This window comes from Pseudomonas sp. H3(2019) (genome assembly GCF_007713465.1).
Lineage (GTDB): Bacteria > Pseudomonadota > Gammaproteobacteria > Pseudomonadales > Pseudomonadaceae > Aquipseudomonas.
This window is the reverse complement of sequence record NZ_VMSG01000037.1, coordinates 16917-36867: the sequence shown is the minus strand read 5'-3', so window position 1 is coordinate 36867 and position 19951 is coordinate 16917. Positions and strand designations below refer to the sequence as shown.

Sequence of the window (19951 nt, the reverse complement as noted above, 5' to 3'; positions counted from 1 at the left end):
TCCAGACGCGTCAGAACATCACGTTCAAATAAGTAGGCCCCATACTACTGAATGACCATCAGTTATTGATGTGTACCTGATTCAGTTAGGGGCTTCATCACCCGGATACTGCAGTGCGGCCTACCGCACCACAGGAGAAAAACAATGGACAAATCCATTATTGGTACATTGGAAGAAAGTCGTTGCATGGCCCTGGCAGACTTCTATCTGGGGCAAGTGGCACCGAAGGAAGATGAAGCTCGTCCAAACAAGTTGAACCTGACGTCGCTGGATGACTTGTATCAATACCTGTTGCTGGACAGTCAGGTCGGTCAAGAACTGGAAACATCGCGAGTGGCCGAGGCGATTGCTTGCCTGCAACAGTACATCGGCGCCATTTACGGTGGTATGGAACCGGGTCATACGCAGGCATTTTCAAAAGAGGAACTGGAGGCCTGGCATCAGCGCTATTGCAACATCAGTGACTGGGCCGGTTATCAGATGCTTGCTGATTATCCGGAAAATTACATCGACCCGACATTGCGCCTGAAAAAGTCTGACTCGTTCAAGGAACTGGAAAACAACCTTGGACAAGCGAGCCTCAACGACGCCTCGGTTCAGGTGGCACTCTTAGAGCACTTGAAGCAGTTTGAAGAAGTGTGCAACCTCGATGTGATATCAGCCTATATCGACAGTATCGAGGGCAGTCAAGGCAAAAAGGGCGAGGACTTCAAGAATGCCGACTACTACTTTATTGGCCGGCAAAGAGTTCAACCGTTTGGTTATTTCTGGCGCAAGGCGCATGTCGAACTAAACACCGCGAGTGAGTTTCTTAACCCGGCCGCCTGGACCGAGTGGAAGCCCATCGGCATTCCGGCCTCAGCGACCGTACTGGCGATACGGCCGGTATTTTTCGCCGGTCGTTTGATGGTGGTGCAGGTCGAGGGGGAAAAGGCCCCGGACCGCAAGGACAAGGATAACGACGGTAATGAAATCACTGTAGAGGGCACATGGCAAATCGAGGCCAAGCTCTCCTACCTTGCCGTGAACGGGATCTGGTCGACGCCCGTGAGCCTGGGGAAAAAGGAATTTGCCAAAGCCTCCGAGGAATCTGCCCGATTGGTAGTCGTCACTTACGCCGGCGTAAGGAAAGACGTCGATGACCTGCTGGCAGTGTGCTTTACCACCACGGATTTGCCCACTGGGCAGCAAGCAATCACGACAGATGAGCAGGAACACGGATGGATGTTCGCTGCGCGCAATGCCTTGTTTGAGCCGCAACCACCGAACATCGCCAGCCTCAAGGTATTGGCCAATGGACGTTTCGCCAATCAATATGGTTTACAGCACAAACTCCTGATCAGCGAGCGTGCGGTACTTAGCCAAGAGCGTGTACCGCCTTCTGGCGTTGCGGCGGTTGATCAAACTCGAGAAGGTGAGCTGAGCAAGTTTCTTTCACTGAACATAAACTTCAGTAGCCGGCAAAGTGTAACCGCAGGAAAAATCGAGAGCGCTAACATATTACAAATACAAGGCGTTTGTGATTTCGATCAATTCAGCTTCAACGTAAAAGAACTATCAATGAGCTTAAAAGCGGAATACGGCGAGGTCGAAGACTATTTTCATTATGTTTTATATAGCTACACCCACAACCCAAACATCATCGAATTGTACTGCGGACTTGGTACTCGGGCTGATCTTTCGTTTTGCCTGGATGATGAAAACGGTAAGCCTATTGTAGTCTCTGACTTCAAAGCGTCCGAATTCAAATACAATGTCCAGATCTGGGAACTGCGAAAAGATCTACACCTTTCACCACGGCAACGGGAAACACTGGCGTCATTCAGAAGGCCTGGGATCATACAGGGTGCTGGCTTTACTGTCTTTAAGGACGGCAAGTACACGCCCATCACAAACAACAACAACAGACTTTATGTCTCGAAAGATCAGGGAACCGCCACGCTAGCCTTGAAAATTCTGGAAGGTGCAACTGTCCTTCCGGGCAAGTGGGAAGAACTGAGAACATTGAGCGGTTGGCTTCAAACCCCGTGGATCGAGTATCGCTGGACCGGGGAGCCTGTCGGTAAAAAACTGAGTGTCGTATGGGGCGAGAGTGCCGACGGTCGATTTGGTCGTGACCGCTATGATATCCAGACCAAACAAGTGCCCCATGCCAGCAGCGTCCCGTTACTCGACAAACAGGTGTCCGGTGCGCAATTTCTGAATATTCAACCGCTGAACCTTGCGACGCTCAAGTGGATCCGCCTTAACTCGCGTTTTGGCCCGGAACTGGTGGCCAAGGCGGCTATCTCCATCGACGAGGTCTTGTCGCGGGCCACTCAGAACTCCCTTGAGCCTCAGCCAACAGGCGTTACTCCGCCAATGGCCCCCATCGACTTCAACAGCGCTCACGGCACCTTTTATTGGGAACTGTTCTTCCACTTGCCGTTCCTGATTGCCCATCGTCTGTGTGAGGCGCGCGATTACCACGAGTCGCAGCGCTGGTACCAATACATTTTCAACCCGCACATTCGAACATCTCCCGCGGGAGAAACACCCTCGAGCGATCGCTATTGGCTTTGCCGCCCGTTGCTGGAAAAAGGTGATATCGGTTTTGAAGCCCAGGGACTGGTGGACCCCGACGCCATTGCCTTTTCGAACCGTATTCATTACCGAAAAACCATTTTTGTAGCCTATGTGCGCTGCATCATTGCCCATGCCGACTCACTCTATCGCCGGCTGACCCGTGACAGCCTGGCGGCGGCGAAACTGCAGTACGTGCGTGCCTTGTCGCTGATGGGGACCGCCCCCACGGCCAAAGCCATGAGCCACTGGGTCCCCCGGTCGGCAGAAGAAATACTCAAGCCCAAGCCCAAGGCCGAGCCCGCGACCTTGGCGCTGAAGACGTTCGCCCAATCGCTTGATGTCCATGTCGCGAACCTGCCGGCACGGGTAGTAGGGACGCCAGACTTCGAGATACTGGCACTGGATGTCTTTCGCCCAGCCACCAATGATCAATTGTTGGGTATCTGGCAGTACATCGAGGAGTGCCTGTGGAACATGCGGCACAGCCTGACCATCGATGGCAAACCGATGTCGCTGGCGCTGTATGCCCCGCCCACCAACCCGCTCGATCTGCTGCGGGCCCAGGCCGGCGGATCTTCGGGGGCCTCGCGTAACGCCGGTGGCTGGCTGAATATTCCGCACTATCGTTTCCGCACCATGCTGGCGACGGCGCAAAACGCCGTGCAGACCCTTATCGGCTTTGGCCGGGAGGTGCGGCAGTTGATGGAGCTGCGTGATCGCGGGCAACTGGAGGAGTTGCAGCAAAGTCATGTGATTGCATTGGGCGCGCATGCCAAAACGATTCAGGAGGAGACGATCAAGCAGCTGGAGGCGTCAGAAGCTGCGTTGAAACACAGCCAGAAGATGATTCAAGACCGGGCCGATCACTATGATGGGCTCAATGAGAACTGGTTGCTGTTTCCGGAAATAGGGGGCGACGCCTTAGCACTTGCCGGTAAACTTTCAAGCTTTTCTGCTGTAGTGCCAGAGACCGCCGGGGGTGCTGCCGACGCGGCTCCGAACCTAACCGTGGCCGTAGCTGTAGCAAGTCTACCTCCCGTTGCATTTAGTGTTGTAGGCGGTCAGCAGAATGGAGCCACAGTAAATAAGTCAGGTTCAGCTTTAGCGCGGGCGGGCGGCTTAGCGTACGCAGGTGGTGAAGCTGCGCAGCGAACCGCCTTCTACCTGCGTCGAGGTCAGGAATGGAGCTTCGCCGAAGCCCAGGCCAACAGCGAACTACAGGTGGTCGCTGAACAGCTCAAAGCCCATCAGCACACCCTCAAGGCCGCCAGAGCCAGCCTGGCACAAACCCAAAAAGCCAACGAGCAGGCCCAGGAGCTTTATTCATTCTACAAAACCCGCGCCACCAACGTTGAACTCTACCGCTGGTTGTTGAGCCAGATGGCCACGTTGTACTTCCAGACCTATGACGCCGTGGTCGGCTTGTGCCTGAGCGCCGAAGCCAGCTGGCAATATGAGGTGGGCGATTTCGACACGCAGGTGATTCGCCCCAACGTCTGGATGGACAACCGCCACGGCCTGAGCGCGGGCGAGTCGATGCTGCTTGACCTGCTGCGCCTGGAACGCCTGTTCCTCGAGCGTAACGAGCGTCGGCTGGAGCTGACCAAAACCATCTCCCTGCGCAACCTGTTCGAGCAAGGTCAGTACACGCCGGAAAAAACCTGGGGTTCCGTGATCTCCGACCTCGAGAAAGGCAAGCTCGATTTCGAGTTTTCTCAAAAGCTGTTCGACAGCGATTACCCCGGTCATTACTGCCGGCAAATCACCACCGTCGCACTGTCCCTGCCGGTGGTACTGGGCCCCTATCAGGATGTACGCGCGACGTTGATACAAACCGGCAGCACCACGGTGCTCAAAGCCAACGTCGACTCGCTCGAATACCTGTATGGCGAGCGAAACCAGATGCCACCGCCCGATATTTTGCTCAACCTGCGCAGCCACCAGGAAGTGGGGATCAGCCACGGCCAGGATGATGCCGGCCTGCACCAACTGACCTTCGGCGATGAACGCTACCTGCCGTTTGAAGGGACAGGCGCGGTGTCGAGTTGGCGGCTTCACTTGCCGCGCTCCAATAAGTCGGATGAACAAGTAAAACTGATCAAAGGCCTGACGGACATCATTGTGCAGGTGCGTTATCTGGCGAAGTCCGGGGGTACGACTTACACCGAAGCGGTGCTGGATAAGTTGGGTGATTGATAGTGGTTGCCTCTGATAAGTAGTGAGGTGTTATTTGGAAGTGTGCCTGAGTGGCGTCATGTCGATTTAGAAACAGTCATTCTATAAAGGTGAAAACATCATGAGCGAAGACGAAATCCGGGGTCGCAATCTGATTACCGATGGCAGGTTCTCCTCGAACTGGAAGGAATACTGGACACACTTTAATGGAAACGGAATTGCGAGAACATTCGCAGACCCTGCCTATGGTTATTACTTGATGATGAATGGTGAAGCGGCCGTGACTCAAACATTCGACACGGCGCCCCTCACCACGGCTCAACTGACGAAAGCCTGGTACCGGCTGAGCTTTCAATATGAAAATTATGGCGACGGTGCCAATTCCAAGGTGCTGCTAAGGTCCGGCACCGGGAAAGAAGACCCCATCGATCTGAGTGGCAAACTTCCGGATAAGCCGCTGGCCGACTGGAACTTCTATGAGCCTTATACGCTCACGGTGGTACAGGACGACAAGGATATTACCGTCGAACTTCATGGTTCTGATTTGGGAGGGTCGAGTGGTTTACGTATGACTGACCTCGATATTCAACTGCATCTCGCGCCTTTGACGCTGAGAAAAATTCAGGTCGACGAAAGAACGTATGAGATCCCAACCTGATAGTTGATCCGTCACTATTCGTTGCCCAACACAATCCAGGAGAGACCTGCAATGAAAGACAATAGAGAACAACAATCAATGGCGACACCCCTCTTGTACTTTTGCCACGGCGGCACGCATACACAGACGGTTTTCGCCCAAGCTGACAGTCCATGGTTTAATCAGCACGTCAGTCTTAATGGGGACCCAGAGCAAGCATCTCTGCCTGTGACTGTCGAACCGAATATCGGCAAATACCAAATGTTTGGAGAAGATGGCGCATCCTGGAAGCTCACGTGTCCGGCCGAGGGTGTCGATACCGAGTTTATGCTGTGGCTCCAGAGTGAGTTCACTGCACAGCCCTATAAAATTCCTGTTTCGCTGGGGGACCACCGAATCAAGTTCAGTAAAGTAACTGCGCCAACCTTTCCGATTATTTTGAATGAGGATGTCGCTGTATTGGCAGTGGAGGTAGCGTCCTTCTACACTGGCAAAGTGCTGGAGGGCGTTGAAATTGAATGGTCTGTGGGGGGTGAGTCATTTAAAAAACATACCAAGGTAGATGGCTGGTGCGAACATATTTTCACACCGAAAAATACTGGCGATCATGAGATACACATAAAAATGTGGTCTCCCTATGATAATGATTACGTCCAACACTCATTTAACGTTCAAGTACTCGCTACCTCACCTTGGGGGTCAGACTTAGAGTTTTTGTGGAATGGAGTGCCATTCGCCATTGGAGAGGGCATCCAGGCGCGCCCTGCCGGAAATCAAAAACTAAGGATTAACGCCAAGAACTCAAACCTCCTCGACAGTAGGATTTACGCGAACAATCCCGATATGGGCTGGCTGAGTTCAGTGCCACTTTTGAAGAACCCTAAAGTTTTAGGAGGCTCAGGGATCGAGTGGTTTATAACCATTCAAGACGGCGTTTTCAGCACAGGAAACCTGGATTGGAGTTGTTCAAAAATCGGTCAACGCAGAAATATTCCGCTAACGGTTTTCGGTCGTCATTTATCACATGCAGGACCCATAACAATTGATGGCAAAGTGATGACAACGGAAAAATATGTTGAGCTGCATAAAGACAGAACACAAATCATGCGTTTTATTCCAAAACCGGGCAGTTCATTGATAGGTCTTGAGTTCACATTAAGGCTTCCAAGAAATGACACTTTAGGGCTTGTTTTTACACCTGACGTGGAGAAACCCATACGTTTGACCGAACAGGGGGTAGAGTGGTCAATTGACGGAAGGGGTGCTAGAACCGGTCATTTATTAATTTCTGTAGAATGTGTGTCTCCTAATATTCGCGAAACCTTTGGTTGTGACATATTGCCCTAGATTTTTTTTTTGGGGGGGGTGAGTGTTATTTGTGAAATACCGGCACTCCGTCGGTTTTGTTGCTAATCAATCAAATCTGTTTCTACACCCCCCTGTCCTTTTCCATCCCAGATACTGCGCGCAGCACATTGAGCTGGCCGTTGCCTTTGACCGGGCAACGTAGCGCAAAACTGCCGAGCATTTACCTTTGCACCTTGGACGATGACCAGCCAAACCGACCATGGTCAATCCCGGCTACCCTTAGGTAGGATGGCTCTCCCCTCCCCGAGATTTCACTTCATGTTCATCGGCGTCCTGCTGGTCATTACCTGGCTGATCCTGTTGCTGCGATACCCGACCAAGGCCTTGCCGGTCTCCTTGGCGGCGGCCATCGGGTTGGCGTTGGTGGCCGTCTGGGTGGTGTGGATGGACAACCGCGAGGTCAAGCAACTGGCGCGGCTGGAGTTGCGCATCACCTACGCGCCGCAACACTGTCCTGCGGACCGTCCGCTGCAACTGAAGATGAATAACGGCAACGACGTGCCGCTGACCGAATTGCGCTGGCGGATCGCCGCCTATGCGCCGGGCGATACGGTCAATCTGGCGGACAATCAATACGCCGCCCCCCGTTACCGTGGCCCCGGCGAATTGCAGGCCGGCGCCGATTGGGAAGACTGCTTGCCGATGCCGCCGCTGCGTCCCGGCTATCGCCCGCAAACCCTGGAGTTTCGCGCCGAGCATTTGCAGGGTAGTTTCTCTGACTGATCCTTCACCTCCCCCTCTTTTTGCACAAGGACCGCGGCATGCCCATCGCGTTAATCACCGGTTGTTCCAGCGGTATCGGCCGCGCTTTGGCCGACGCCTTCAAAGGTGCCGGCTATGAAGTCTGGGCCAGCGCTCGCAAGCCTGAAGACGTGGCGGTTCTGGCTGACGCCGGTTTTACCGCCGTGCAACTGGACGTCAATGACGGCGCGGCACTCGAACAACTGAGTGAGCGGATCAACCAGCAGCACGGCGGCCTCGATGTGCTGATCAACAACGCCGGTTACGGTGCCATGGGGCCGCTGCTCGATGGTGGCGTGGCGGCGATACAGCGCCAGTTCGAAACCAATGTGTTCGCCGTGGTCGGCGTAACCCGTGCGTTGTTCCCGGTGCTGCGTCGCGCCAAGGGGTTAGTGGTGAATATCGGCAGCGTCTCCGGCGTTTTGGTCACGCCGTTCGCCGGCGCCTACTGCGCATCGAAAGCCGCTGTGCATGCCTTGAGCGATGCGCTGCGCATGGAACTGGCGCCATTCGGCATTCGGGTGATGGAAGTCCAGCCCGGCGCCATCGAATCCAGCTTCGCCAAAAACGCAGGCGTTGAAGCCGAACTGCTGATCACCGAACAATCGCCCTGGTGGCCGTTGCGCGAAGGTATCCGCGCACGGGCCAAGGCTTCTCAAGACAACCCGACCCCGGCGAGCACGTTTGCCGACGACCTGCTCAAGGCCGTACAGCAACCAAAACCGCCGCGTTTGCTGCGTCTGGGCAATGGCAGTCGGGCGCTGCCACTGCTGGCGGGGTTGTTGCCTAAAGGGTTGCTGGAAAGCGGGTTGATGAAGCGATTTGGCCTGACGGGCCACCTTTAAACATTCAAGACCACGGTGCTCCTACCCTGCGCTCATTTCAAGGAAAGAACATGACCGACTACACCCCTTACTTCAACGAAGTGACCCAGACCCTCGTCGACATCGAGCAATGGTTTTCCGGCACGGCCGATAAAGGCGTACTGACGCAGTTGCTGGCGCGTTTCTCGCCGCAGTTTTCGATGATCGTGCCCAATGGCAATGCGCTGGATTACCCGGGCTTGAGTGAGCTGTTCGATAAACTCGGCGGCACTCGTCCGGGCTTGCGAATCGGCCTGAGCGAAATGCACGGGATTGACCAACATGCAGGTGGCGCTACCGTCAGCTACCGCGAACTGCAATCCGATGCGAGCGGCGTGCTGAACGATCGGCGCGCGACGGCGGTGATTGAAAAACTGCCTTCAGGCGCGTTGCTGTGGCGGCATTTGCATGAGACGTATTGCCAGGGTTGAGCAAGACATGATCGCTCCCACGCTCTGCGTGGGAACGATCAACAAGGGTGTTTATGTCGCGTAGGTTTTTGAAGGACAATGGCCCGCGCTTCTGAGGACGGTTCCGACACGTTTTGACGGTTGCGTTGGGTGATGGGGGACGGATAACCTTTTCGGGTCGCTGCCCATTCAGCGATCGGGTGTGGTAGCCCGGATTTCTCATAGACCCAGAACGCCTCAGGGCGTTTTTTTATGCTGGCTGCTTTATGGCGGCTGTGCATGGGAGGCTTCGGCCTGCCGGGTTCCTATGACCGGTCTACCACCCTGTGTACAGTCGCCTCCTTATCTGCGTGGTAGCTGATGTGGAGGGACTTCACCCATAGGAGCATTACCATGTTCAAAGCTACTCCAAACCCTCCCGAAACCGACCCCGTTTCCCCTTACGCCTCCCTCGACTCAAAAGAACTTCACGCCGCCGCGCACCGTGCACTCGATCATTACCTGGTGTTGCCCGAGACCAAGCAATTGTTGGCCGACCGACGTCCCGGCTGCATTTTCGTGATTGCCCCCGATGTCGACTCTGAAACCCTACTGGCCCATGCCTGCGAGACGCTCGCCTCGGTGAATGTCATGGCCAGCGATCTGGCGTTTGAACTTGAAGGTCCCAAGCGCAATACCGCATTGGCGATTCAGCAGATGATTTCGCTGGCCGAGTTGGCGGTGAATCGGGCGCTGGATCACCTTGATCCGCCGGACTCGCCACAGTAGCGGACCAGAGCGCTGATCGTTCCCACGCTCTGCGTGGGAATGCAGCCCGTGACGCTCCGCGTCACTGGACGCGGAGCGTCCCTAGAGGCATTCCCACGCGGGAGCGTGGGAACGATCATCAGCGTTACTCCACGCCGTCCTGCTTCACCACCACCGTGCACGTAATCCCCGCTGCCAACAGCACCCCATCCGGTACTTCATCAATGTGAATCCGCACTGGCACCCGTTGTGCCAAACGTACCCAGTTAAAGGTTGGGTTCACGTCAGCAATCAGCTCGCGGCTTTCCGGGTTATCGCGGTCGTAGATGCCGCGCGAAATGCTTTCGACATGGCCCTTGAGCACTTCGCCGCTCATCAGTTGCATATCGGCCTTATCGCCGACCTTCACATGCGGCAGTTTGGTTTCTTCAAAGAAGCCGTAGACCCAGAACGAGTTCAGGTCGACCACGGCCATTTTCGCTTCGCCGATGCGTGCATAGTCGCCGCGATGGACGTTGAGGTTGGTGACATAACCGTCCACCGCCGCCAGCACTTTGGTGCGCTTGAGGTTCAACTCTGCCGCCTCAAGCTGTGCCTGGGCCTGTTGGTAATCGGCCAGCGCCGAGTCGGCAATGTTGCTGGCGTCGTCGCGGTTTTCCTTGGAGATCACCAGGTTGTCGAGGTCGGCGCGGCGGTGCGCGTTGACCTTGCGCATCTCCCACGTAGCCTTGCGTGACGCCACCAGCGACTGCGCCTGCTTCACCGCGATCTGGTAATGCTCAGGGTCGATCTGCATCAGCAGGTCGCCCTTTTTGACCTGTTGGTTGTCGCGCACCGGCACGTCGATCACTTCGCCAGTGACGTCGGCGGCGACGTTGATGATGTCGGCGCGCACCCGACCATCGCGGGTCCACGGGGTGTCCATGTAATGCACCCAGAGGGTCCGGCCGATCCACAGCGCGAGGGCCAGTACCAATAAGGTCGCGAGCAGACTGAAGAGCTTTTTCATCGAATCGGTCTCAAGGGTAAACAGTCAGCGCGAGGGCGCCGAACAAACAGGTGAAGAGGCTCAGGCGCAGCAGCGCCGGGTGCCAGAAGAAGCGGTACAGATCGAACCCGGACAGAAACCGGTCGAGCGCCCAGGCCACTGCCGCAGCGATGAAAAACATCAGGGTCATGGTCGGCATGTACACGCCGTGGAAGGCGATTTCACGAGGCATGGTCAGGTCCTTGCGGGGCAGCGAGTGCGGCCAGCGGCGATTGCGGGTCGAGCAACGAAGTGCGGATGAAATGCAGGTAGCTCTTCACCCGGCGCAGCGCCGAGGTGTCGAAGTGCGGGGCGAAGGGTTCGTCGGTGGCCTGGACACGGCTGATGGCGTGGTCGACGGCAACGAGGCTGCGTTCCAGATTGCTTTGGCTCGGTTGCAGAAACAGTCGCACCAGCGAGCGGCCCATTACGCGGATCGCCTGACGCCACGGCTGGGTTTCGGCATACGCCGGGTGCACCGGGAGGATCGCCTGTTCCTTGCGCAACTCGATGATCGCGTGGCCAACTTCCAGCACCACGAACATCCAGCGCAGCAGATCGCGTTGCACCTGCGGCTGTCCGGTGGCCAGGCCATACGCCTGGTGCAGCAGATCGCGGGTGCTGCTTTCAAAACCCGATGCCAGCCCCTTGAGTTTGCCGCTGATGGCGAACACCACTTGCCCGCGCAAGTCTTGCTCCAGTCGCCGCCACAACCAGCGACTGTTGGGCGGCAAGATGATCGCCCCGGCCGCCGCGCACACCAACATGCCCAGGACCATGGCGATGTAGTCGTTGATGAAGGTGTAAGGGTTGTAGACGGTCAGGTTATCCGGCACCGAACCGGTGCTGAAAAAGATCAGCAAACCCAGGCCGACACCGGCGTACTGCGGCCGTGAGGTGAGGAACGAGCCGAGCACGATCACCGGTGCCAACATCACGCACAACAGTGGGAAGCCGTCGATCCACGGGAAGATGAAAAACATCTCGACGAAGCCGATCAGCGCACCGAGCAACGTCCCGCAAGCCATCTGGAATGCCATGCGTTTGGGGTTTGGCGTGGCCGCCGACAGACCGACTGTGGCGGCAGCGATCAAGGTCATGGTCGCGCCGCTTGGCCACGCCGTAGCAACCCAATAGCTGCCGAGCACAATCAGAATGAACGACGCCCGAATGCCCGCCGCAGCCGACGCCAGCCAGTTGGTTTTCGGGGTGTAGGGCTCATCCCATTGCTCGCGTTCGTGACGGTGCTCGGCCAGCGAGGCGTGGGTCTGTGCATAACTGTGCACTTCGTCGACGAAGCGGTAGAGCAACTCGTACGCGGTGTGAAAATCTAGCTGCTCGGCGTCGCTCGGCTCGTTCTGCTGAAAGCTCGCGCGCAAGCTGCGCACCCGCGCCGGCAAGTCCTCTTTGTAGGCCGCCAATTGCGCCGCCAAACGTGCTGCGTCGGCATGCGTCAGCGCACGCCCCGAGAAGCCATCGAGCACTTCGGCCAGGTCCTGCAACCCGGGTTTGATCGCTGCCACCACCTGTTCGGTGCCACTGCTGCGCAAGCGTTCAAGCAATTGGTGCAAGGCGTTGAACCGGGTGGTGATGCCCATGAATTCACTGTTCAGTCGACTGAGCCGACCATTGCGCCGCCGCATGTGCGGGTCTTCGAACACGGTAACGCTGCGCAAGCCTTCCAGGCCCACGGCTTCGGCGATAAAGCGCACGTTGCCGGCTTCAAAAGCCTCGCGTTGGCTGCGCCCGCGCAAGCCATCGGTGACGAACAGCGCAAACACTCCGAAGCGCTGATACAAGGCGTTGCGCATCGCGGCGCTGGCGGTTTGCGGGAGAATCGCGGCGCTGACCAGGGTCGAGCAGAGAATCCCCAGGGAGATTTCCAGCACCCGCCAGACCGCCGCCATGAACGCGCCGTCCGGGTGCGCCAGCGCCGGCAAGCCGACCATCGCCGCGGTGTAGCCGGCGAGCACAAAACCATAGGCGCGGAAGTTGCGATAGCGCGCGGCACCGGCCGTGCAGATGCCGACCCAGATCGCCAGCGAGCCGAGGAACAGTTCGGTGTTCTGCGCGAACAAGGCAATCAGCGCGACCATCACCGCCGAGCCGGCCAACGTGCCGAGGAAGCGATAGAAGCTCTTGGCGAACACCTGACCGCTCTGCGGCTGCATGACGATGAACACGGTGATCATCGCCGTGCGCGGTTGCGGCAGTTCCAGGCGCATGGCCAGCCAGAGGGTCAGGAACGCTGCAATCAGCACCTTGAAGATGTAGACCCAGGTCACGCCGTCACTGCGTGCCCAATCGAAAAAACCCCGGCGCCATTCAAGGGAATACAGCCAGCGCAACGGTGCAGGCAAGGGAGTCATGGCGTCCTGTTCAGTGGTCGAGGGCAGAGAGAATGGCCGGGGTTTTCGGCACCTGGACTTGGCTGTCGGGCGGCACATCGTTACCGGCACCAAGCCCGCCGCCGAGGGCGGTGACCAATTCGGCATGGGCACTCAAACGCGCGGCCTGAACCTGTTGTTGCACTTGCTGCTGCTTGAACAGCAGGCTCTGGGCATTCAGCACATTGAGATAATCAGTGAGCCCGCGCTGGTAGGCGATCATCGCGATGTCGTAGGTTTTCTGTGCAGCGGCCACCGACTCGGCAGCGAAGGTTTGTTGTTTGTCCATGGACTCGCGGCGGATCAACTGGTCGGAGATGCTCTTGAGCGCATTGACCAGAGTCTGGTTGTACTTGGCCACGGCGATGTCATAGCCGGCCGAGGCTTCACCCAGTTCCGAGCGCAAACGCCCACCGTCGAAGATCGGCAGGGAGATTGCCGGCCCGACGTTGTAGTTGAGCTTCTTGCCGGTCAGGAACTCCAGCGCCCCGCCACCGGTGGCCATGTAACCAAGGCTGCCGACCAGATCGACGTTGGGGTAGAAGCCCGCGTGCGCCACGTCGATACCGCGCGCCTGGGCCGCGACTTGCCAGCGACTGGCAACCACGTCCGGGCGTTGGCCGAGCAATTGCGCGGGCAATGCCGAGGGCAGTCTCAGTGCAGTGCCAAGGGAGAGCGTCGGACGCTGCAACGGTGCGCCCTCCCCTGGGCCTTTGCCCGCCAGGGCGGCGAGTTGATTGCGGCTCAGGGCGATTTCTTCGTCCAGTGCATCCAGTTGCCGATGGGTTTCCGGCAACGGGGTTTGTGCCTGGCTGACTTCGAAATGGGTGCCGATGCCGCCGTCCAGACGCTTTTGCGCGAGGTCGAGAATTTGCTGTTGCTGCTTGAGGGTCGCGGCCACGATGTCCCGCTGCGCGTAATGCAACGATAGCTGGATGTAGGCGCGGACCACGTTGTTCTGCAATTCAAGCTGAGCCATGCGCGCCTCGGCGGCGCTCATGTGGGCCATGTCGACGGCGCGTTCGGTGGCATTGCTTTCGCGGCCCCACAGGTCGAGGGCGTAGCTGAAACCGAGGGCAGCGTTGTTGTCCCAGGTGGTGGTGTTGGCCAGTTCGCCCGGACCGTAGAACTGGTCGGTCGGCCAGTTATGGCGTTTGAGCGTGGACTGGCCATTGACCTGCAACGACTCGGCCGACTCGGCAACACCGGCCATGGACTTGGCCTGCCGCACACGGGCTGCAGCCATGGCCATGCTCGGGCTGCCTTGCACGGCGAGGTCGACCCAGTGATTGAGTTGCGGGTCACCATAGGCCTGCCACCACTGCGCGGTCGGCCAGTGAGCGTCCTTGGCGGCGCTCTGGATTGCCTGGTCGGTGGCCAGTGTATTGGCATCGAATGCCTTGCCCTGTGGGGCAATACCTCCGGTTCCGATGCAGCCGCTGATGGCTAACGATAAAGCCCAAACACTGAGAGTCTTCAGCTCTCTGCTGATGCGACGCGGCACTGCTGCAATTTCCTGAGGTGGGGAGGACGTCCCGTAAGAGATGGGCGCAATTCTAGGGGTGGGCCTGAGCAGCGATAAGCCGGGATTCCTGTGAATCTTTGTTACCGTTCACGAGATAATCCCTTGGTCGCATCCATTGGTCGCCTGTAAAAAAGCAGCAACTTCGTGTCACAATTTGTCATCGCACCCGAGAGCACCCCATGGACACTTTGCAAAACATGCGCGCCTTCAGCTGTGTCGCCGAAGCCGGCAGCTTCACTGCCGCTGCCGTGCAGCTCGATACCACGACGGCCAACGTCTCGCGCGCGGTCTCCAACCTGGAAGCCCACCTGCAAACCCGTTTGCTCAACCGCACCACCCGCCGCATCGCCCTGACCGAGGCCGGTAAACGTTATTTGCTGCGCTGCGGGCAGATCCTCGCCTATGTCGAGGAAGCCGAAGCCGAGGCCAGCGACGCCCATGCGCGCCCGGCCGGGCAGCTCAAGGTGCACACCATGACCGGGATCGGTCAGCACTTCGTGATCGATGCCATCGCCCGCTATCGCAAGTCCCACCCGGACGTGACCTTCGACCTGACCATGGCCAACCGCGTACCGGACTTGCTGGACGAGGGCTACGACGTATCGATCGTGCTGGCCAGCGAACTGCCGGACTCGGGGTTCGTCTCGCAACGGCTGGGCATCACTTACAGCATCGTCTGCGCATCGCCGGCCTACGTGAAGGCCAACGGCTGCGCGCAGAAGCCCAGCGACCTGCTGAACCACGCCTGCCTGCGCCTGGTCAGCCCGGTGATTCCGCTGGAGAAATGGCTGTTCGACGGCCCGGAAGGCCAGGAAATGGTCACCATCAACAGCTCGCCGTTTCTGGTGAACTCCGCCGACGCGATGAAAACCGCGATCATCAGCGGCATGGGCGTCGGTGTGCTGCCGGTCTACGCGGCCATCGAAGGCCTGCGCAACGGTAGCCTGGTGCGGGTCATGCCCAACTACCGCTCGCAAGAGCTGAACCTGTACGCCATCTACCCGTCGCGCCAGTACCTGGATGCGAAGATCAAGACCTGGGTCGAGTACCTGCGCGGCTCGCTGCCGGAGATTCTGGCGGCGCATCAGGCGGAATTGGCGGCGTATGAGTTGAGTGGGAGTATGGGTGGGGTTCGGGTGGCGAACTGATCCATTCCCCACTCGTTCCCATGCTCCGCGTGGGAATGCAGCCCGTGACGCTCTGCGTCACAAAGGCGGACGCAGAGCGTCCAGGGAGGCGTTACCACGCGGAGCGTGGGAACGATCAGACCTGCACAAACCTGACCGAGAATGTTAGCGTGCCTGGCACTCTCCTCCGCCTGACGAGCCTTCCTGCGATGAAAAAGACCGTACTTGCCTTCAGCCGTGTCTCGCCCGAAATGGTCGAGTCCTTGCGACACGACTTCGATGTGATCGTGCCCAACCCCAAGCTGGGCGACATCACTGCACAGTTCAACGAAGCCCTGCCCCACGCACACGGTTTGATCGGCGTCGGTCGCAAGCTCGGGCGGGCGCAATTGGAAAACGCCAGCAAACTCGAAGTGGTATCCAGCGTCTCGGTCGGCTACGACAACTACGACCTGGACTACTTCAACGAACGCGGGATCATGCTCACCAACACCCCGGACGTGCTGACCGAAAGCACCGCCGACCTGGCCTTTGCCTTGTTGATGAGCAGCGCCCGACGTGTCGCTGAGCTGGACGCCTGGACCAAGGCCGGGCAATGGCAGGCCACGGTCGGCGCGCCGCTGTTTGGTTGCGATGTGCATGGCAAGACCCTGGGCATCGTCGGCATGGGCAACATCGGCGCGGCCATCGCCCGACGCGGTCGCCTGGGCTTCAACATGCCGATTCTGTACAGCGGCAACAGCCGCAAGCCCAACCTTGAACAGGAACTCAGCGCGCAGTTTCGCAGCCTTGATCAGTTGCTGGCCGAAGCCGATTTCGTCTGCCTGGTGGTGCCGCTCAGCGACAAGACCCGGCACCTGATCAGCCACCGTGAACTGGCGCTGATGAAGCCGAGCGCGATTCTGGTGAATATTTCCCGTGGCCCGGTGGTCGATGAACCAGCGCTGATCGAAGCCTTGCAGACAAACCGGATTCGCGGGGCGGGGCTGGATGTCTACGAGAAGGAACCCCTGGCCGAGTCGCCGCTGTTCCAGCTGAAGAATGCCGTGACCTTGCCGCATATCGGTTCGGCCACCCATGAAACCCGCGAAGCCATGGCCAACCGCGCCTTGGCCAACTTGCGCAGCGCGCTGTTGGGCGAGCGGCCGCAGGATCTGGTTAATCCGCAGGTGTGGAAGGGCTGACAAACATCAAAGCACGCCTTAAAGGCGTGCTTGGGTCAGTGCACGCCCCTAGGGGATCACATCAAAGTAGGTCCAGTTAGAGGTCTGGTTGTCATTGACCCGGTAAATGAAATAAAGCGCCAGTGCGTAACTACCAAGAAATTTTTCCAGTTCAGCTTTGGGAACGATGAACTCGATTGTCCCTTCGCCTATCAGGTCCCAACTTTTAGCAAACGTATCATCAGGGCTCTCTCCCGCCAGGTTGAAAACCACCTTGTCGAAAGCCTGGAACCCCGAATACCTGAGCATCACAACCAGCCCGCTATCTGGCACCTCCGAAAATTTCAGTTTTCCACCTTCCACCAATGAAATATCAGGTTTAGGCGGCAAATCAGCATTTTGCACAATCGTATGCTCTGCACCGTTAGCAATCAGATCCCTGATACGTTGAATTTCTTCGTTTATGCTCACGTTCGCTTACTCCCTGGTATCAGCGTCAATACAAGATTTAACTCCCTGCCAACAATGAAACCAGCCTCTCTGGAAAACAACTGTCAGTCCTGACAGTTGACAACCGATAAAACAGGAGAATCGCTCAACAGATTCAAACCGCAGGACACAACTTGCAATTCAGTCCTCCGCGCTACACTTTTCATGCGTTATAAACTCCCCCTATAACCTGCGCATTGCAGGAAATGGAATGGGAGAGTACGCACTATGATAAATTTCACGACGGCCTGCCTGATCAGGCGCAGTAAATTTGCCCTGATTTTAATGGCGGGAGTATTTGGCTTTCTTGTTGTATTCAGCAATGTGACTGACTACGCCTCCAACTACGAATTTGTTGGACATATCCTCAGCATGGACACGACCCGCCCCAATGACGCCCTGCGCTATCGCGCCATCACCTCCCCCATGCTGCACCATAGAATCTACTGGATGATCATCACTCTGGAGACAACCTACACCGCCTGTTGTTTATTGGGGGCCTATCAGCTTTATACAAAACTCAATGCGCCACGCAAGGAATTCCACGAGGCAAAGAAATACGGAATAGTCGGCTTGATGATCGGTATTTTCGTGTATTACTTCTGCATACAGGTTATCGCCAATGAATGGTTCGACATGGACAGTTCCGCAGAGTGGAATGCCATGGCATGGACCCGAAGCATTATCGGTTACATGATGACCGCACTTATTTATCTGTCACTGAAAACCGACAATTAACCAACGCCGTACGGATCAACCCGATAAGGCAAAGTGTAACTTGATCGATCACGCCAACTTGCCACTGCCCACCGCCACCCGTGCCTTGGGTTTGCGAAACACCAACACGTTACCCAACATGACCAGTACCAACCCGGCCAAAGCCGGTGTGGTCCATTGATAGCCTTCGGCGAAGGCCGACACGTTCAACGCCACCACCGGGAACAGCACGGTGCAATACGCCGCACGTTCAGGGCCCATGCGCCCGACCAGGGTCAGGTACGCGGTAAAGCCGATCACCGAGCCCGGAATCACCAGGTACAACAACGAGCCGATGTAACGCGTGTTCCATTCAATGTCGAAGGGAATACCTTTGACCAGGCAGTACATCGACAGCATCGCGGCGCCATAGGCCATGCCCCAGGCGTTGGTGGTCAACGGCTTGAGGCCGGCTTTTTGCTGCAGGCTCGAGAGCATGTTGCCGGCCGAGAAACACAGCGTGCCCAGCAACGCCAGGCCCAGGCCAAGCAAGGTTTGCGGGCTGGCGGTATGGCCGACCAGTTCCGGCCAGAACAACAAGCCCAGCCCGATCAACCCCAGCGCGCCGCCCATCAGCACATTGCGCGCCACTTTCTGACCGAAGAACACTCGCGCATTCAGCGCATTCCACAGCGTGGCGGTGGAAAACACCACAGCGACCAGACCGCTGGGGATCCACTGGCTGGCGGTGAGGAAGCACATGAAATTGATGCAGAACAAGCACAACCCCTGGGCCAGGCAGATCAGATGACCGCGCCGGTTCATCACTTGCAGGCGTCGGCTGAGCAGTAACATCACGAACAGCACCAACGATGCCAGGCCGAAGCGATAAACGATCGACACCGGAATCGCCACCACCCCCAGTTGCAGTTTCAAGGCGATCCAGGTGGTGCCCCAGATCAGCACTGTTAGCAGGTATAGCGAGAGGTTCATGTCGGCAACTCCTGAAGATGGCCTTCAGTCTGTTCCCGAGGCAGGCCGTGCGCTTGCATAAACTTGCGCTTTTGTCAGGCGACGGGCTGGCAGCGTCGAGGCGACGGAGTAGGATGCAAGGCGTTGGAGAGAGCCGATCATGCCCGCACTGGAAACCCTGCAAGTCTTTCAAGCCCTCAACCGCTCGCCGAATGCTCGCCTTGAGCACAGCGCCGAGCTCGGTGACGGCATGGCTGCAGCCCTGTGGAGCAACCATCACGACGCCCAGGACTATGAAGCGCCGGGGCATCACACCCTCTCCTGCTACATCGCCGGTGGCACCGGGACCTTTCGCCGCGAACAGCCCGGCACCAAGGGCGGCCCGGACAAACTCTGCATCCTGCCCGCCGAGCACCAGTCGGCCTGGGTAATCAACGGTGAAATCCGCCTGGCTCACCTGTATTTCAGCCCCGAGCAATTTGCCCTCGGCTGCGTCACCCTGCTCGACCGTGAACCGCGTGAACTGCAATTGCAGGAAAGCACCTTTCTCGAAGACCCGGTGCAGGCTCGACGTTTCCGTCAGTTGATTGAACTGAACTGGGACGAGCCTGGCGAACGCCTGCTGACCAGCAGCCTCGCGCATGAAATGCTCAGCCACAGCCTGCTCAGCCGGGTTGGCCTGCGCCAGGGTTTGCGCCTCAAGGGTGGGCTGGCGGCACATCAGCGTCGACAGCTGATCGAGTACATCGACCAGCAATTGGCTGAACCGATCAGCCTCGGTCGGTTGGCCGGCTTGTGCGCCTTGTCGGAGTACCACTTCGCACGGATGTTTCGCGAAAGCTTCGGCCTGCCGCCGCATCAATACCTGCTGGCCCGCCGCCTGACCCACGCCCGGCATTTGCTGCGCAGCACCTCACAGCCGCTCGGTGAGATTGCGCTGGCCTGCGGCTTTGCCAGCGCCAGCCATTTCACCAACCGCTTTCGTCAGGCCATGAAGGGCACGCCCGGCGAGTATCGCCAGGCGTTTTTGCGTTAGCGCAGCCACCATGACCGGGCATT

The 19951-nt window shown here is 57.8% G+C and carries 17 protein-coding genes; 11 read left to right on the top strand and 6 right to left on the bottom strand.

Features of this window, described 5'->3' with window-relative positions; translation table 11 throughout:
* Window positions 1-144 precede the first annotated feature (144 nt).
* The 7 genes from FPT12_RS26505 (at window position 145) to FPT12_RS26475 (ending at window position 9527) form a co-directional block, all read left to right on the top strand.
* The gene (locus tag FPT12_RS26505) at window positions 145-4761 is read left to right on the top strand and encodes a neuraminidase-like domain-containing protein (protein WP_145022271.1); all 4617 of its coding nucleotides are present in this window, start codon (window positions 145-147) and stop codon (window positions 4759-4761) included.
* 100 nt (window positions 4762-4861) lie between these two features.
* The gene (locus tag FPT12_RS26500) at window positions 4862-5398 is read left to right on the top strand and encodes a hypothetical protein (protein WP_145022268.1); all 537 of its coding nucleotides are present in this window, start codon (window positions 4862-4864) and stop codon (window positions 5396-5398) included.
* Window positions 5399-5449: 51 nt separating this feature from the next.
* Window positions 5450-6724 (top strand): hypothetical protein, encoded by a 1275-nt coding sequence (locus FPT12_RS26495; protein WP_145022265.1) that lies wholly within the window; start codon window positions 5450-5452, stop codon window positions 6722-6724.
* Between the two features lie 279 nt (window positions 6725-7003).
* Window positions 7004-7468 (top strand): multidrug transporter, encoded by a 465-nt coding sequence (locus FPT12_RS26490; RefSeq protein ID WP_145022262.1) that lies wholly within the window; start codon window positions 7004-7006, stop codon window positions 7466-7468.
* A 38-nt stretch (window positions 7469-7506) separates the two neighbouring features.
* Window positions 7507-8331, top strand: a complete 825-nt coding sequence (locus FPT12_RS26485) for an SDR family oxidoreductase (RefSeq protein WP_145022259.1) — start codon at window positions 7507-7509, stop codon at window positions 8329-8331.
* A gap of 50 nt (window positions 8332-8381) precedes the next feature.
* Window positions 8382-8780, top strand: coding sequence for a DUF4440 domain-containing protein (locus FPT12_RS26480; RefSeq protein WP_145022256.1), 399 nt, complete (start codon window positions 8382-8384; stop codon window positions 8778-8780).
* A 372-nt stretch (window positions 8781-9152) separates the two neighbouring features.
* Window positions 9153-9527 carry a DUF6124 family protein gene (locus tag FPT12_RS26475; RefSeq protein ID WP_145022253.1) on the top strand — a complete coding sequence of 125 codons (375 nt, stop codon included), beginning with the start codon at window positions 9153-9155 and terminating at the stop codon, window positions 9525-9527.
* Window positions 9528-9651: 124 nt separating this feature from the next.
* Here FPT12_RS26475 and FPT12_RS26470 read toward each other — a convergent pair whose 3' ends face one another.
* From FPT12_RS26470 to FPT12_RS26455, 4 genes are read right to left on the bottom strand one after another with little or no spacing between them, the layout of a single operon-like run.
* Window positions 9652-10515 (bottom strand): HlyD family secretion protein, encoded by an 864-nt coding sequence (locus tag FPT12_RS26470; protein WP_145022250.1) that lies wholly within the window; start codon window positions 10513-10515, stop codon window positions 9652-9654.
* Between the two features lie 10 nt (window positions 10516-10525).
* Entirely contained in the window at window positions 10526-10726 is a 201-nt protein-coding gene (locus FPT12_RS26465) for a DUF1656 domain-containing protein (protein WP_019691945.1), read from the bottom strand.
* Window positions 10716-12902, bottom strand: coding sequence for an FUSC family protein (locus tag FPT12_RS26460; RefSeq protein ID WP_145022247.1), 2187 nt, complete (start codon window positions 12900-12902; stop codon window positions 10716-10718). Before FPT12_RS26460 ends, FPT12_RS26465 begins: the two co-directional genes overlap by 11 nt.
* A gap of 10 nt (window positions 12903-12912) precedes the next feature.
* Entirely contained in the window at window positions 12913-14424 is a 1512-nt protein-coding gene (locus FPT12_RS26455) for an efflux transporter outer membrane subunit (RefSeq protein WP_145022243.1), read from the bottom strand.
* Between the two features lie 200 nt (window positions 14425-14624).
* On the opposite strand from FPT12_RS26455, the gene FPT12_RS26450 reads away from it, so the two are divergent.
* Both FPT12_RS26450 and FPT12_RS26440 read left to right on the top strand, forming a co-directional pair.
* Complete coding sequence (locus tag FPT12_RS26450) at window positions 14625-15593, top strand: LysR family transcriptional regulator (RefSeq protein ID WP_145022240.1); 969 nt, start codon at window positions 14625-14627, stop codon at window positions 15591-15593.
* Window positions 15594-15781: 188 nt separating this feature from the next.
* The gene (locus FPT12_RS26440) at window positions 15782-16756 is read left to right on the top strand and encodes a D-glycerate dehydrogenase (protein ID WP_145022234.1); all 975 of its coding nucleotides are present in this window, start codon (window positions 15782-15784) and stop codon (window positions 16754-16756) included.
* A 48-nt stretch (window positions 16757-16804) separates the two neighbouring features.
* Here the strand turns inward: FPT12_RS26440 and FPT12_RS26435 are convergent, their stop codons facing one another.
* Window positions 16805-17206 (bottom strand): hypothetical protein, encoded by a 402-nt coding sequence (locus FPT12_RS26435; RefSeq protein ID WP_145022231.1) that lies wholly within the window; start codon window positions 17204-17206, stop codon window positions 16805-16807.
* 246 nt (window positions 17207-17452) lie between these two features.
* Here FPT12_RS26435 and FPT12_RS26430 point away from each other — a divergent pair, with 246 nt between their 5' ends.
* Window positions 17453-17962 (top strand): DUF2165 family protein, encoded by a 510-nt coding sequence (locus FPT12_RS26430; RefSeq protein ID WP_145022228.1) that lies wholly within the window; start codon window positions 17453-17455, stop codon window positions 17960-17962.
* Window positions 17963-18010: 48 nt separating this feature from the next.
* On the opposite strand, the gene FPT12_RS26425 is transcribed toward FPT12_RS26430, so the two are convergent.
* Window positions 18011-18913 (bottom strand): DMT family transporter, encoded by a 903-nt coding sequence (locus FPT12_RS26425; RefSeq protein WP_123582662.1) that lies wholly within the window; start codon window positions 18911-18913, stop codon window positions 18011-18013.
* Between the two features lie 139 nt (window positions 18914-19052).
* Between FPT12_RS26425 and FPT12_RS26420 the strand changes: the two genes are divergently transcribed.
* Window positions 19053-19928 carry a helix-turn-helix domain-containing protein gene (locus FPT12_RS26420; protein WP_145022225.1) on the top strand — a complete coding sequence of 292 codons (876 nt, stop codon included), beginning with the start codon at window positions 19053-19055 and terminating at the stop codon, window positions 19926-19928.
* Window positions 19929-19951: the final 23 nt, after the last annotated feature.